Origin of the sequence: Mesorhizobium sp. B1-1-7, from assembly GCF_006442705.1 — a bacterium.
GTDB lineage: Bacteria > Pseudomonadota > Alphaproteobacteria > Rhizobiales > Rhizobiaceae > Mesorhizobium > Mesorhizobium opportunistum.
In genome coordinates, this window is record NZ_VFWQ01000008.1 from 308,608 (window position 1) to 322,745 (window position 14,138).

Annotated in this window: 13 protein-coding genes; 10 read left to right on the forward strand and 3 right to left on the reverse strand. The window is 61.4% G+C overall.

Features of this window, described 5'->3' with window-relative positions:
- The first annotated feature begins 159 nt into the window (after nucleotides 1–159).
- Together FJ978_RS16170 and FJ978_RS16175 are read left to right on the forward strand one after the other, a co-directional pair.
- Entirely contained in the window at nucleotides 160–1,161 is a 1,002-nt protein-coding gene (locus FJ978_RS16170) for an ornithine cyclodeaminase family protein (RefSeq protein ID WP_181180412.1), read from the forward strand.
- A 3-nt stretch (nucleotides 1,162–1,164) separates the two neighbouring features.
- Entirely contained in the window at nucleotides 1,165–2,307 is a 1,143-nt protein-coding gene (locus FJ978_RS16175) for an aminotransferase class V-fold PLP-dependent enzyme (RefSeq protein WP_140572904.1), read from the forward strand.
- Nucleotides 2,308–2,313: 6 nt separating this feature from the next.
- Here the strand turns inward: FJ978_RS16175 and FJ978_RS16180 are convergent, their stop codons facing one another.
- Complete coding sequence (locus tag FJ978_RS16180; RefSeq protein WP_140572905.1) at nucleotides 2,314–3,318, reverse strand: LysR substrate-binding domain-containing protein; 1,005 nt, start codon at nucleotides 3,316–3,318, stop codon at nucleotides 2,314–2,316.
- Between the two features lie 153 nt (nucleotides 3,319–3,471).
- Nucleotides 3,472–4,773, reverse strand: a complete 1,302-nt coding sequence (locus tag FJ978_RS16185; protein ID WP_181180413.1) for an amidase — start codon at nucleotides 4,771–4,773, stop codon at nucleotides 3,472–3,474.
- Nucleotides 4,774–5,246: 473 nt separating this feature from the next.
- On the opposite strand from FJ978_RS16185, the gene FJ978_RS16190 reads away from it, so the two are divergent.
- From FJ978_RS16190 to FJ978_RS16200, 3 genes are all read left to right on the forward strand, one after another.
- Nucleotides 5,247–6,032 (forward strand): transporter substrate-binding domain-containing protein, encoded by a 786-nt coding sequence (locus FJ978_RS16190; protein WP_140572907.1) that lies wholly within the window; start codon nucleotides 5,247–5,249, stop codon nucleotides 6,030–6,032.
- Nucleotides 6,033–6,106: 74 nt separating this feature from the next.
- Complete coding sequence (locus FJ978_RS16195; RefSeq protein ID WP_140572908.1) at nucleotides 6,107–6,829, forward strand: ABC transporter permease subunit; 723 nt, start codon at nucleotides 6,107–6,109, stop codon at nucleotides 6,827–6,829.
- Nucleotide 6,830: 1 nt separating this feature from the next.
- Nucleotides 6,831–7,517 carry an ABC transporter permease subunit gene (locus FJ978_RS16200; RefSeq protein ID WP_140572909.1) on the forward strand — a complete coding sequence of 229 codons (687 nt, stop codon included), beginning with the start codon at nucleotides 6,831–6,833 and terminating at the stop codon, nucleotides 7,515–7,517.
- A 105-nt stretch (nucleotides 7,518–7,622) separates the two neighbouring features.
- Here the strand turns inward: FJ978_RS16200 and FJ978_RS16205 are convergent, their stop codons facing one another.
- On the reverse strand, nucleotides 7,623–8,768 hold the full coding sequence (locus tag FJ978_RS16205) for an ROK family transcriptional regulator (protein WP_181180414.1): 1,146 nt from the start codon (nucleotides 8,766–8,768) through the stop codon (nucleotides 7,623–7,625).
- Between the two features lie 217 nt (nucleotides 8,769–8,985).
- On the opposite strand from FJ978_RS16205, the gene FJ978_RS16210 reads away from it, so the two are divergent.
- From FJ978_RS16210 to FJ978_RS16230, 5 genes are all read left to right on the forward strand, one after another.
- The gene (locus FJ978_RS16210) at nucleotides 8,986–10,239 is read left to right on the forward strand and encodes an ABC transporter substrate-binding protein (RefSeq protein WP_246678149.1); all 1,254 of its coding nucleotides are present in this window, start codon (nucleotides 8,986–8,988) and stop codon (nucleotides 10,237–10,239) included.
- Between the two features lie 59 nt (nucleotides 10,240–10,298).
- Nucleotides 10,299–11,234 carry a sugar ABC transporter permease gene (locus FJ978_RS16215; protein ID WP_013897044.1) on the forward strand — a complete coding sequence of 312 codons (936 nt, stop codon included), beginning with the start codon at nucleotides 10,299–10,301 and terminating at the stop codon, nucleotides 11,232–11,234.
- On the forward strand, nucleotides 11,227–12,132 hold the full coding sequence (locus tag FJ978_RS16220; protein WP_013897045.1) for a carbohydrate ABC transporter permease: 906 nt from the start codon (nucleotides 11,227–11,229) through the stop codon (nucleotides 12,130–12,132). The genes FJ978_RS16215 and FJ978_RS16220 overlap by 8 nt, the downstream gene beginning before the upstream one ends.
- Nucleotides 12,133–12,198: 66 nt before the next feature.
- Complete coding sequence (gene ugpC / locus FJ978_RS16225; protein ID WP_140572912.1) at nucleotides 12,199–13,305, forward strand: sn-glycerol-3-phosphate ABC transporter ATP-binding protein UgpC; 1,107 nt, start codon at nucleotides 12,199–12,201, stop codon at nucleotides 13,303–13,305.
- A gap of 35 nt (nucleotides 13,306–13,340) precedes the next feature.
- Entirely contained in the window at nucleotides 13,341–14,120 is a 780-nt protein-coding gene (locus tag FJ978_RS16230; protein WP_140572913.1) for an SDR family oxidoreductase, read from the forward strand.
- The last annotated feature ends 18 nt before the right edge of the window (nucleotides 14,121–14,138 follow it).

Below are 14,138 nucleotides of genomic sequence, written 5' to 3' on the forward strand. Positions count from 1 at the left end.
TGTTCCGGCCACCCGGTAGCTGCACAGGTCGGCCCATTAGCCCATGCGGGCAACTTCTCGCGCGAAGTTATCAAATTCGGTCGCAGCCGTTTGCGGGAGCAATGCTACGCTTGGCGAAGATCGGCGCAGCAGGGGTCGTGGAATGGAAGAGACTGCAAGGTGAATGGCGAGCCGGAATTCCTCCTGATCGACAGGAAGGCGATCCGAGAGATTTTGACCCTCTCCCTGGCGCTCGAGACGACCGAGGCCGCGCTGCGCAAGACATCGAATGGCATGGCTCACCAACAGATCAGGCGCACGCTCGAACTCCCGGGTGCGACCGGGAGTTGCCTGTCGCTCATGTATGCCGCGCTGGACGACCGGCCGCTGTTCGGAGCGAAGGTGCTTTCCGTGTTTCCTGACAATTTTGCGCATGGGCTCGCGTCTCACCGCGGTGGTGTCTTCCTGTTCGATAAGGATCACGGCCGGCCGGTAGCCTTGATCGACGGGGGAGAGCTTACGGCCTGGCGGACCGCGGCGGCCGGTGCTGTCGCGACCAAGGTGCTTTCGCGCGAAGACAGCACCACGCTGACACTGTTCGGATATGGCGAGCAAGCGCGCCGGCATGTCGCGGCCATTGCGGACATCAGGCCGATCCACGCGATCCATGTATGGGGACGCGACTTTGCCAAGGCGCAGCGCTTCGCCGAGGAACAGTCCGCCGCCGGGTTCGAGGCGAAGGCACATCGCGATCCTCGCGAGGCCGTTCGCGAGACCGACATCATCTGCACGACGACATCTTCCGAGACGCCTGTACTGTTTGGCGAGTGGTTGCCGCCTGGCGTCCACGTCAATGCTGTCGGGGCGAGCGTCGCTTCATGCCGGGAGCTTGACCTCGACTGCGTGTGCAGAGCGCACATCTGGGTGGACTACCTGCCGATGGCGCTGACAGCTGCGGGAGAACTGATCGAGGCGATTGAAACCGGCATGATCGGCAGCGACCATATTCGGGGCGAGGTCGGCGACGTGCTTACGGGTGCGAAACCCGGCCGCTCCGGCGACGATCAGATCACGCTTTTCCGGTCTCTCGGTGTTCCCGCGCAAGACATCGAGCTTGCCAATCTTGTTTATACCTCCGCCCGCAACGCCGGACTCGGCACCTCGATTGATTTCAGGTTGTAGACCATGCTGAGCTGCCAACGAGATCATTTCTCCATCCCGCGCGAGACGGCATATCTGGACGCCGCATACATGTCTCCTATTCCGACCGCCGCTGTCGCGGCCGGGGAAGCCGGCGTCAGGGTGAAAGCCGAGCCCTGGAGAATGACCATCGCCTCTTATTACGACGAGGTGGAAGAGGCGCGACAGCTCGCCGCCTCGATGGTGGGCGCCGATGCCGACGAAATCGCCATCGTGGCCGCCACCAGCTATGGCATGGCAATCGCCGCCGCCAATGTTTTGGTTCCGGCAGGGTCGGCCATCCTTCTGATGGAAAACGAACACACCTCGCACAGATATGTCTGGTACGACCTCGCGCAACGCGCCGGTGCTCACGTCGAAATCGTCCCGCAACCGGCCGATGGCGACTGGACCAGCGCGATCGTGTCGGCAATCCAGAACTCGAGCCGACCCATTGCGGTCGTCGCGGGAACTTTGGTCCATTGGTTCGAGGGCATGGCGGTCGACCTCGAGACCGTAGCGGTCGCGGCACGGGCGGCAGGTGCCAGCCTTGTCGTCGACGGTACCCAGTGGGTTGGCGCGGTGCCCTTCGATGTCCGTCGCGTCCGGCCGGATTTTCTCGTCTTTGCCACCTACAAGTTCCTGCTCGGCCCATATCGGCTCGCATTCCTCTATGCCGACCGGCGTTGGCACGAAGCGGGGCGCACGCTCGAACATCATTCATGGAACCGGATGGGCGGGGACAAGTCAGACTTCTACAGGGTCGCCGTGGCCGAGTTTCTTCCGGGCGCGCGGCGGTTCGACATGGGGGAACGCTCCGACTTCGCGGTCCTGCCCATGGCCATTGCGGCAATGAAGCTGATCCGCGTATGGACCGTCAGCCAAGTGTTCGAGCGCCTCCGTCACCTTAACGAGCTTGTCTGGGCGCAGGCGGAAAGCAGAGCGCTGCTGGTCGCGCGTCCGCGACATCCAACGCCTCATATCTCGATCCTCGACATCGGCGACCGACTCGCGCCGAACGCGGCACAGGAGCTGAAGCGTGCTGATGTGCACGTCACGCTCCGCGGCACGAAGATGCGGGTGTCGCCGCATGTTTATAACGACGAAGCGGATATTGCTCGCCTCTTCGAAAGCCTGCCGCTTCGCTAGAGGCTTTCAGCGGTGAATGGAAACGGTCCTGTCAGCTTGGTGGCGAGGGCCCAAGGCTGTGATTCCTGCTTCCACACCGTTCATAAAGCTTCGCGTCGTCTGGATGAGATGCTCGGTGAAGGCGTCCGCCGCTGTCGATGCAATGACACCCCACGGCCGGTAGACGCTGAGGTTAAGATCGAGGTGTGGCCGGAAATCCCTGATCTCGATCGGCAGGTCGCGTGCCAGCCATGCGGAAAGCCGGTCGACGACCGTTACACCAGCGCCGGACGCGACGAGGGCGATGCAGGCGCTGGACAGGCTGGCCTCCACCTTCAGCAGACGTCCCACCCCGCGTTCTTCGCAGAGGGCATCAAGCTGCTGCCGCATCGGATCGGCCGAGCCCATCGAGATGAAGTCGAGACCGTCGAGGTCTTCCGCCTGGACGACTTCGAGCTGGGACAATCGGTGGCCCGACGGCATGACACAAACGGGCGGGGTTGCTGTCAGCGCGCGCCTGACAATCGAAGAGTTCTCGTCCGAAGCCGTGACGCCTATTCCGATGTCGAGCTGATTGCGGCTTGCCCGCTGCACCACGGTCGCGGAGCTGCGGATATCCAGGGAAATCGACACGGACGGATGCTGTTTTGAGAAGCTCGTGATAATGGACGGCAGCAGCGTGGACCCGAATGCCGGCAGTGCGCAGATGTTCAGCCTGCCACTGCGCAACTCCCGGATCTCCCTCGCGGCCCGCGAGATGCCGCGCGCGGACTCAAAAACACGTTTTACCTCGGCATAGAGCATGTGCGCTTCAGGCGTGGGAATCAGTCGCTGCCGGCTTTTCCGGAAGAGTTGGAAATCCGCTTTCTCGCTGAGTTGCTGGAGCATCTTGCTGACAGCCGGTTGCGTGATGTCGAGTGCATCGGCCGCCTTGGTGGTTGTTCCATGCAGCATGACCGAAGCGAAGACCTCGATCTCGCGAGGCGTAAACTCCGCCTCCTTTGTGACGGTATCCTTGTCGCCGAGGTTCATGCCCGCTCACCTTGCCAGGCAGCTGGATCGCCGTGCCGAAACAGCGCGCTGCGGTAGCCAAGATTAATGGGAAGGCGCCAATGTTCCAAGAGGCGCGCGAAGGAAGTTTATTCCTGGAGGTTATGAACTTTCAACGTTTGAGCGGAACGGAGCTCAGGTGCTTGTCAAGATTTCGGCGAGATCGAGCAAACCGGCATCCTGGCCCGGAAGTGCGGCAAGCTGCACCGATACCGGAAGCCCGTCAGGAACCAACAGAGGAATGGCCAACGCCGGCACGCCGAGCATATTTGCCCAGCGACGGAAGCGGCCGCCAGCCATTCCCCATGGCACCATCTCCCCATTCACTTCGGTCAGTTCGTCGGAAAGCCGAGGCGCCGATCCAGGCGCCGTTGGGATGGCGAGAGCGTCCAGGCCCGCGATTTGCTCCAGAAACCGGCCTCGCACGTCGTTGCGGATCTCGATAGCGCCATCATAGGCGTCCGCGCTGATGCGAATGCCGTCCTGCAGGAATGAGCGAACCGCGTCGCCGACCATGTCCGGATTTTGCTCGACTGCATCGCGGTGGATTCTCGCGAACTCGCATTGCAGGATTGTCAGTCCGGCAGTGACGAACGCCTCCCTGTCGTCGAAGGTGATCTCGATCGTGCGCACTTCGGGACGATCGAGCATGGCAGCCAACGCGGTATCGACGGATGTGTCGACAGCAACGCCAACCAGCTCGGGGCAGATGCCGATGGTGATGCTGGTTCTCGCTTTGCCGTCCTCGCCCGCGCGCTCCGACGGCATGAGCCGTTTTCCGGCGAGCGCCTCGGTCATCAGGCGAACGTCCCTCACCGAGCGTGCGAGAACGCCGACACAATCCAGCGAAGGCGCTATGCTCATGACGCCCTGCGTGGCGATCAGACCATTCGTCGGCTTATAACCGAACAGCCCGGTTGCCGCAGCCGGAGATCGGTTTGAACCGCCGCTGTCCGTGCCAACCGCTGCCATGCAAAAGCCGGCTGCGACCGCTGCGGCCGATCCGCTGCTCGTGCCACCCGTCCCACGGTCCGGATCAAGCGGATTGGCAACCTTGCCGTACCAAGGGTTTTCATGTCCGCCGACACACAGTTCGTGCAGGTTCGTCTTGCCTATGATGATGGCGCCGGCCGCCTGAAGATTGGCAAGGCAGGTTGCCGTCGCCGGCGCGACGTGGTCTTGAAACAACCGGGAGCCAGCCGTTGTCGGCCAATGCTTCACATCGAGAACGTCTTTGACCGCGATCGGCACGCCATGCAGAGGGCCGCGCCTATGACCGGATCTGATTTCGCGTGTGGCCTGAAGGGCGGCGTCAAGGGCGTCAGCTTCGCTTACGAAGATCATCGCCCCGATTTGTTCATTCAGCTCCTGGATGCGCTCAAGGCAACCCTCCACGATTTCCACGGGCGACAAGCCGGCAGCGATCCTATCGCTCATCTCCTCGATCGATCGGCAAGGGCTGCTATTCATATGACGACCTCAGAGCGAACGGCATGACCGACAGCATTGTTCTCGGTAGTGCCCGATAACCGGTCGACGATGCCACATCAAAAATTTGGTGGACAGTCGGGAGCCTATTCCGGTGGAAGCGGGACTAACGCTGAAAACTCATAATCTCATTCCAACGGTCCATCCCTGTCATAACTATTGGTGATGAACCACGTGGCAGGGGGCATTAGATCGAGACCTTTTGAACTGTTAGCGTTTTGAAATACCGCTCTGAACGAAGGTCGACTGAGCCGAATGGTCACGTTCGCATCGCCGACAACTGAACCGGTCCATGATGCTCAATGCTGTGGGCCGGCCGTCGGCATCGATCGATCCAACATCGAAGGATCGACGGATTTTCGGCAACCAGGCTCTTCATCGCGGAAGATACGAATCCACAGAAACAAAAAAGGGGAACAATCATGAAAAAGCTTGCAGTTGCCTTGTCATTGATCATGGCGGTCTTTGGTGCCACCAACTCATCGTCAGCGGCCGAAGATGTCATCCGTTTCGGTGTCGCCGCCGAGCCATATGCACCTTTCTCGGTCAAGGATGCCAGCGGCAATTGGCAAGGCTGGGAAATCGACCTGATGAATGCCGTTTGCAAGGAAATGAAGGCGAAGTGCGAGATCGTCGATATCGCCTGGGACGGCATCATTCCCGCGCTGTTGGCCAAGAAGTTCGACGTCATCTGGAGTTCGATGTCGATCACGGACAAGCGCAAGGAGGTGATCGACTTCACCGACAAGTACTATTATTCGCCCAACGTGCTTGTCGGCGCCAAGGCGGATACGCGGCAATTCGACGTAACCAAGCCTGAGACATTCAAGGGCATTGCGGTTGCGGCACAAAGTGCCAGCCTGCAGGCGACCTACATGCAGGACAAGTTCAACGGCATTGCCGAAGTGAAGATCTATCCGACACTCGATGACGAAATCGCCGACATCCAGGCCGGACGCGTGGATCTGATGGCGGCGGCAGGTATCCAGATCCAGGATTTCTTGAAGAAGCCAGAAGGCCAGGCTTATGAAATCAAGGTGACGTTGCCGCATGAGAAGATGTTTGGATACGGTGACGGCGGTGGCCTGCGCAAGGAAGACACCGCTCTGAGAGACCGCCTCAATGCAGCACTCAAGGCGGTGCGCGCCAGCGGCGAATACGACACGATCACCAAGCGCTATTTCGACTTCAACATCTACGGCGATTGATCGTCTGGTTCAGGCCTGGTGCCGGCCGCCCATAGCGTGGCCGTCACCATCTTCATTGAACTGGAAAGCGCTGTATGAACCCGATCATGTCCTGGGCCACCCTGCTCAGCTTCGGAGACCAGGGCTGGGGCGACGAATTGCTTCGCGGCGCTTGCCTGAGCCTCGGAATTTCGATCAGCGCCTATCTCGTGGGCTTGATCCTTGGCCTCATGGGTGCGGTGGCCAAGATTTCAAAGAACCGCGCGGCTGTCTCCGCAGCCGTTGCGTACACGACAATCATCCGGTCCGTCCCGGACATTCTCATCATATTCCTCGTCTACTACACCGCGACTGACGCATTGCGCTGGGCTGTCAGCCTGGCGGGATCGGCGTCCGAATTCCAGCTCAATGGATTTGTCGCGGCGACGCTGTCGCTTGGGATCGTCCAAGGCGGATACAGCACGGAAGTCCTGCGTGGTGCGATCACCGCCATTCCGCGAGGTCAGATCGAGGCGGCTTACGCACTCGGTTTGACGCGGCGCCAGACGTTCTTCCTGGTGACCGTGCCGCAAATGGTTCCCCTGGCCTTACCGGGGCTTGGCAATTTGTGGCTGGTCGTCTTGAAGGAAAGCTCTCTGGTCAGCCTGATCGGTTTTACCGAACTCGTTCTCGCCGGCAAGATGGCTGCGGGTGCTACGCGCGACTACTTCATGTTCTATTGCGCGATCGCCTTCGTATTTCTCGCAATGTCGGGCATGTCGGCGATGCTCTTTCATGCCCTCGAAACAGCCACCGTCCGTGGCGGGAGGCGAGGCTAGCGTGACTGAGTTTGGAGCGTATCTTGCCAATCAGCTTCTGGCCGGCGTCCAGGTCACCATAGTCTTGTTCCTCGGCTGTGCCCTGGCTGGCAATTTGCTTGCCATCCCGGTTGCCCTGGCCCGGCTGTCCAACAGGAGATGGCTGCGATATCCAGCGGTTGCGTTTGTCCTTGCATTCCGAGGGACTCCGCTCCTGGTTCAGCTATACCTCTGCTACTTTGGCATCGGCCAGATTCTCTCCGGTATCCCGTCGATCCGCTACAGCCCGTTCTGGCCCATTTTGCGGGGCGCCGACTTCTACGCGTTTTTTACCCTTTCCTTGAACACCTCGGCCTATTGCGGCGAGATATGGAGAGGGGCGATACAGGCCATTCCGGAAGGACAATTTGAGGCCGGGCAATCGCTTGGCCTGTCGAAGACGCGGATCATGATCTCCGTCCTTCTCCCGCAAGCTTTCCGGTTGGCACTGCCGGCGATCTGCGGTCAGAATATCCTGCTTTTGAAGGGAACGGCGCTTGCCTCGACCATCACCGTCTTCGAGCTCATGGGTGCAGCCAACCTCGTTCGCGCGCAGACCTTTCGGGTATACGAGCCTCTGTTCGCCGCAGCGTTGGGATATATTCTGCTAGCGGCATCCATCACGCTTGGATTCGGCTTTTTCGAGAGAAAGCTTGCTCGGCGATATTGACCGGCCCTCGATCGAGAGACGCCTGCGATAGCGGCCGCCTTCAGGATAGCGCGGCCCACTGTCCGTAGTAAAACGGGACCTGGCACAAGTGACTGATCCCGACGATCAGCCGAGCGACAGCTCCTTCGTCTGATGTCTCAGCACAAGGCCAACCGCGCCCAGCAATGCATCGTTCTGGGTGTGCTTGCCAACAGTGATCCGCGTACGCAGGGCCGGAGCGATATCGCGGGACTTGATGAGCGTGTGGCGTTCATAGGACGCGATCAGCGGCGTCAGCAGAATGTCACCCGCCAAAGCCATGTGGCCGCCGATGATTATGAGCGGCGGATTGAGCACCGATCCGATCAAGCCGAGCCCCCGGCCGGCGATCTCGGCGGTATCCTCGATCATCCGCAAGGCCCTGATGTCGCCCTGCTCGGCCATCGTGATGACATCGTCCATGGTGACCTGCCGCCGCACGATACGCGAAATCTGTTCGAGTGGCCGGGCAAAACTCGCATAGAGTTCCAGGCATCCGCGATTGCCGCATCGGCAAAGATCGCCGCCGGGATCGATGCTGATGTGCCCGAATTCGCCGGCGCCACCGGCGATGCCCGTCACCAGCCGGCCATGCTGGACAATGGCCCCGCCGACGCCCAGGTCGATTTTGAACAGCACGAAATCATCTTGGCCGATGGCCGCACCCCACATCAGCTCCGCAATGGCCGAGCAGTTGCTTTCATTGTCGGCGAAGATCGGCCGCTCCAGGACCGGCCCGAACACATCTCGTATGTTGACGCCGGCCCATGTTGGAACGATGCTCGCGCGCAGCACCACTCCATCGCGGCTGACAGGGCCGGACACGGAAACCCCAACTCCCAGGAGCCCCGCCGCCGCCAGACCGTTTTCCTCGTAAGATTGGGCAATTGCCGATTTGGCCATCTGGGCCGCCTGTTGCGGCTGGTAGTCCAGAGCCATGGGGATAGTTTGTTCGGCAATGACGGAATGCGAGACATCGGCAACGATGAGCCGCATCTCTTGAAGACCCAAGTGAATTCCGACGCAGGTGCCCGCTGTCGGATTGAGCGTCAGGGCCGCAGCTGGCCTGCCGATACCTCTGATCCCATCGCGGCTGGTCGGAGCCTCGATCACCATTCCCGACTTTCTCAAGCCATTGAGCGCGGTTGAGACAGTAGAGCGCGCCAGACCGGTGACGTGTGTGATCTGCGACGCGGAGAGTACGCCGCGCTCACTCAAGCACCGCACGATCATGCTCTCCGGCGACGCGGACGGCCTGCCGATCAGCCAGGTCCTAAGCGAAGGTTTTGTCATGGATCAACATAAACATCGTTGACTGATAGCGCCAATATGTCATCTTGGAAAGAACTCGAGATTAACGCGTCTCGCCGACCGCGGCTTCAAACCGCGGCCATAAGCGGTCGATACGAACCGTGCAACACCATATGGGAGTGAAACGATGAAATCCGTCATGACCGCCCTCGCGGCCGCCACTGTGTGCACCTTTTTCACGGGGGCAGCGTTAGCGGAGCCCAAGACGAACCTGCTACACCAATGGGCGACCGGATCGGACGCCCAGGCGATCGCCAAGCTCGGCGAGATGTTCACCGCCAAGGGCGGCAAATGGGAACAGACGTCGATCGCCGGTCACACGGCCAATACGCTGGCCAAGCTACGTGCCGACGTGATCGCCGGCAATGCGCCGCCTGCCGTGCAGCTCAAAGGCCCGGAAATCGCCGAGTGGAACAAGACCGGCATGACCGCCGATCTCGACGAGTTGGCGGCCTCGGAAGGATGGGAGAAAGTGGTGGCGCCGGAATTGCTTCCGGTGATGAAGCCGACCGGCAAATGGGTCGCGGCTCCCATGAACATCCACCGCATCAACTGGCTCTGGGCCTCGCCGAAGGTCATGCAGGCCGCTGGCGTGGCGGAAATGCCCAAGACCTGGGCCGAGTTCAACGCGGCCTGTGACAAGATCGTCGCCTCAGGCAAGATCTGCATCTCGCATTCGACCGCCGACTGGACGGATTCGACGGTGTTCGAGGTCGTGCTCTATGGCCAGGATATCGATCTCTATCGCAAGGCCTTCGTCGAAGGCGATGTCGAATCCATGCGCAGCCCGGGGATGGTCAAGGCCTTCGAGCAGATGCGCCTGATGACGACCAAATACATGGATCCGGGCATGGTTGGCCGCGACTGGGATTCGATGTCGGCGCTCGTCGGCAAGGGCGACGCGGCGTTCCACATCATGGGCGACTGGACGATCGGCCTGCTGACCGCCGCCGGCTTCAAGGAAGGCACCGATTATGTCTGCGCCCAGGCACCGACCGATTGGGGCAAACCCGGTTTCATCCTCAACTCCGACTCAGTCGTGTTCTTCAAGCAGAAGGACCAGGACTACATCGACGGCCAGAAGCTGCTTGCCAGCCTGATCCTGTCGCCCGACTTCCAGACGGTTTTCAACCAGGCAAAAGGCTCGATCCCCGCACGCCTGGATATCGATCTGTCGAAGGGCTTCAATCCGTGCCAGCAGCTCTCGCAGAAGGATTTGCAGGCTTCGATCAAGGACGGCACGCTGGTCCGCTCGATGGCGCACAACATGACCATCCCGCAGAAGATGCGCGGCGCGATCATGGATTCCATCACCGAGTTCGTAGCGACGCCCGACATGTCAGCCGAGGACGGCGCCAATGCGATGGCCGACGCGGCAGAAGCACAGAAGTAGAAGGGGACGGCCGGGCGCAATTTCTATCAGCACCCGGCCATCCTAGTCCCGCGCTCCAGATGTCAAATCACGACCTGATCCTATCGGTCCCGGCGCCCGCCCGCCCCTGGCGGCAGCGGCTGGGCTCGGCGATGCCCTTGCTGGTGCTCGGCCCCTCCCTTGTGGCGAGCTTCGTCTACGTCTTCGTGTTCACCGGCTGGACGCTCTACATCTCGCTCTCGAACTCCTCGCTGCTTCCGACCTATGGCTTCGTCGGCCTGGACAACTACGCGTCACTCTGGGCGAACCGGCGCTGGAACATCGCCTACAACAACCTGTTTTTCTTCAGCGGTTTCTACATCGTCGGCTCGATGGCCGTGGGACTGCTGCTGGCGATCCTGATCGACCAGCGGGTGCGAGGCGAAGCGGTCTGGCGGACGATCTTCCTCTATCCGCTGGCCGTCTCCTTCATCGTCACCGGCACGGTCTGGAGTTGGCTCTACAACCCGACCGACGGTATCCAGGCGATGGTGCGCGGATTGGGCTGGACGAATTTCAGTTTCGCACTCGCCAGCGACCGGCACTACGCGATCTACGCGGTGATCATCACCGGTGTCTGGCAGTCCTCGGGCTTTGCCATGGCGCTTTTCCTGGCTGGTCTGCGCTCGGTGGATTCGGACCTCGTCAAGGCCGCGCAGATCGACGGCGCATCGACCTTCCGCATCTATCGCAAAGTGCTTCTGCCAACGATTGCGCCGATCTTCCTGGCGGTCGCCGTCATCCAGATCCAGTTCGCCATCAAGACCTTCGACCTCGTGGCTGCGCTGACGAAAGGCGGTCCGGGAATATCGACCACCTTCCCCGCCATCTACGTCTATGACCTGATGTTCCAACGGGGCCAGATCGGCGAAGGTGCGGCGGCGGCCATCATGATGCTTGCCGCTCTTGCCGTCGTGCTGGTGCCCTATTCTTTCTGGGTGGTCTGGCGCCGGCGCAAGGAAGCCGGCCATGGCTGACGCAGCGCTGGACCAGTCGCATGATCATCGCGCTGCCGCAGTCGCGACGCGCAGGCATTTCCTCACCCGCTTCGTCATCTACGGGCTGCTGGTTGTCTTCGCGGCGATCTACCTGGTCCCGTTGCTGGTCGTGGTGCTGAATTCATTCCGCGATCAGCAAGAGATCGCGCGCAACGGGCTGATCTCGCTGCCACGCAGCTTCCGCCTCGAAGCCTGGGGCGAGGCCTGGAGCACCTATTGCATCGGCGGCACCTGCGAAGGCATGCAGCGCAACTTCTACAACTCCCTGAAAATGACGATCCCGGCGACGATCATCTCGACGGCGGTCGGCGCGATGAACGGTTACATTTTGTCGAAATGGCGCTTCAAGGGTTCGGAAGCACTGTTCACCTGCATGTTGCTCGGCGTCTTCATACCGGGCCAGATTTCGTTGATGCCCTGGGCGTTCATCCTCGGCAATCTGGGCCTCAGCAATTCGACCTACGGGCTCATCGTCATCCACGTCATCCAGGGCATTTCGTTCACCACCCTGTTCTGCCGCAACTACTACGTCAGCATCCCCGACGATCTCATCAAGGCGGCGCGCATCGATGGCGCAGGCTTCTGGCGCATCTTCCGCAAGATCATTCTCCCGCTCTCCTCACCGATCCTGATCGTCACGGTGATCTGGCAGTTCACCGGCATCTGGAACGAATATCTGTTCGGTGTCGTCTTCACCTCCGGGCAGCAACAGCCGATCACGGCCGCGCTCGTCGCGCTGACGGCAAGCGGCACGAATGTGCGCGCCTACGATGTCATGAGCGCCGCCGTGCTGATCGGCGCGCTGCCGCCGCTGCTGATCTATCTCTTCGGCGGCAAGTATTTCGTCCGCGGCCTGACCCAGGGTGCGATCAAATGAGGCGCGATCAATGAGCGGAGCCTGTCTCATGTCGCCGATCGCTCCGACCGGCAAGAAGGGCATCGCATGTCGACATTGACCATCCGATCCCTGCGCAAGAACTTCGGCGCGGTCGAGGTGCTGAAGGGCATCGATCTCGAGGCGCAGAACGGCGAGTTCATCGCGCTGGTCGGACCATCCGGATGCGGCAAGTCCACCCTGCTCGCGATGATCGCCGGGCTGGAAACCGTAACCTCCGGCGAGATCCGCATCGACGGCCGGCTGGTCAATTCGGTTGCGCCGAAGGACCGCGACATCGCCATGGTGTTCCAGTCCTACGCGCTTTACCCGACGATGACGGTGCGCGAGAACATCACCTTCGGCATGGAAAGCCGCCGCGTGCCGAAGCCGCAGCAGGACGAGGCCGTCAAGCGGGTTGCAGCTTTCCTGCAGATCGAACCGCTGCTTGGGCGCAAGCCCGGACAGCTTTCGGGCGGCCAGCGCCAGCGCGTCGCGATGGGCCGGGCGCTGGTGCGTGATCCGAAACTGTTCCTGTTCGACGAGCCGCTCTCCAATCTCGACGCCAAGCTGCGCGTCGACATGCGTACCGAAATCAAGAAGCTGCATCACCGCGTCGGCAAGACCACGGTCTATGTCACCCACGATCAGGTCGAGGCGATGACGCTCGCCTCGCGCATCGCCGTGATGCATCAGGGCGAGGTCCAGCAATTCGATGAGCCGGCCACGATCTACAACCGACCGGCCAACATGTTCGTCGCGGGCTTCATGGGTTCGCCGGCGATGAACTTCCTGCCGGTCGAACTGAGCCAGGAAGGCGGTCGCCCCACCGTTGCCTTGCAGACCGCCGAAGGCAAGCCGGCCAGCCTGTCGATCATCCAGACGCTTGCCGCCGGTACGCCGCGACAACTGGTGCTCGGCATCCGCCCGGAGCACATCTACCGGTTCGATCCCGATCTTCAGCGTCGCAAGCCAGGCATCGCGCCAATCGATGCCGTGGTCGAACTGGTCGAGCCGACAGGTGCGGAGACCATGGCCGTTCTGCGCCTGGGCGGCAAGGAGATCACCGGTCGTTTCGACCCCGACAGCACGCCACGGATGGGTGAGACTGTGACGCTCGGCATCGACATGGCGCGGGCCTGCTTGTTCGACCCGACGACCCAACGCCTGATCTGACCCCAACGCCTGATCTGACCAACGCCTGATCTGAAATGAGCTCCGCATTGTCCTTTGCCATCTATCCGAGCCTGGCCGACCGCGTCGTGCTGATCACTGGCGGCGCGTCGGGCATCGGCGCCGACACGGTCCGCGCCTTCGCCGCCAATGGCGCACGCGTCGCGTTTCTCGATCTGCAGCAGGAGGCCGGCGAGGAGCTCGCGCGGGAACTCGCCGCCACGGCACCGCACGCGCCACTATTCTTGCGCTGCGACGTGACCGATATTCCCGCCCTCCAGGCTGCGATCGACACGGTGCGCGACCGCCTCGGATCTGTCGCGGTGCTGGTCAACAACGCCGCCGACGACAATCGCCACCCAGTCGCCGATGTAACGCAGGAGTACTGGGACCACGCCCAGGACGTGAACCTCAGGCACCACTTCTTTGCCGCCCAAGCCGTGCATCCGCACATGAAGGAGTTGGGCTTTGGTTCGATCGTCAATTTTTCCTCGATCGCCTGGCGTTTCGGCGCGGCGGAGATGGCGCCCTATGCGACGGCCAAGGCTGCGGTGGTCGGGTTGACGTTCGCGCTGGCGCGGGCATTTGGCCCCGACAACATCCGCGTCAACGCCATCGAGCCGGGTGCCGTCATCACCGACCGGCAACGGCAGCTTTGGTTCAAGACGCAGGCATCGGTCGACCAGGTCGTGCAGCGGCAGATGATCCGCCGCGTTCTGCTCGGCGCAGAGGTCGCGCGCGCGGTGCTGTTCCTTGCCGCCGACGACAGCCGCATGATCACCAAGCAGTCGATTACCGTGGATGCCGGCCTGCGATGACCGCAAAACCCGAATCAA

Coding starts and splice junctions, on each gene's coding strand:
- FJ978_RS16175 (WP_140572904.1), top strand. CDS start 1,165: ATGCTGAGCTGCCAACGAGATCATTTCTCCATCCCGCGCGAGACGGCA.
- FJ978_RS16180 (WP_140572905.1), bottom strand. CDS start 3,318: ATGAACCTCGGCGACAAGGATACCGTCACAAAGGAGGCGGAGTTTACG.
- FJ978_RS16185 (WP_181180413.1), bottom strand. CDS start 4,773: ATGAGCGATAGGATCGCTGCCGGCTTGTCGCCCGTGGAAATCGTGGAG.
- FJ978_RS16190 (WP_140572907.1), top strand. CDS start 5,247: ATGAAAAAGCTTGCAGTTGCCTTGTCATTGATCATGGCGGTCTTTGGT.
- FJ978_RS16195 (WP_140572908.1), top strand. CDS start 6,107: ATGAACCCGATCATGTCCTGGGCCACCCTGCTCAGCTTCGGAGACCAG.
- FJ978_RS16205 (WP_181180414.1), bottom strand. CDS start 8,768: ATGATCGTGCGGTGCTTGAGTGAGCGCGGCGTACTCTCCGCGTCGCAG.
- FJ978_RS16210 (WP_246678149.1), top strand. CDS start 8,986: ATGACCGCCCTCGCGGCCGCCACTGTGTGCACCTTTTTCACGGGGGCA.
- FJ978_RS16215 (WP_013897044.1), top strand. CDS start 10,299: ATGTCAAATCACGACCTGATCCTATCGGTCCCGGCGCCCGCCCGCCCC.
- FJ978_RS16220 (WP_013897045.1), top strand. CDS start 11,227: ATGGCTGACGCAGCGCTGGACCAGTCGCATGATCATCGCGCTGCCGCA.
- ugpC (WP_140572912.1), top strand. CDS start 12,199: ATGTCGACATTGACCATCCGATCCCTGCGCAAGAACTTCGGCGCGGTC.
- FJ978_RS16230 (WP_140572913.1), top strand. CDS start 13,341: ATGAGCTCCGCATTGTCCTTTGCCATCTATCCGAGCCTGGCCGACCGC.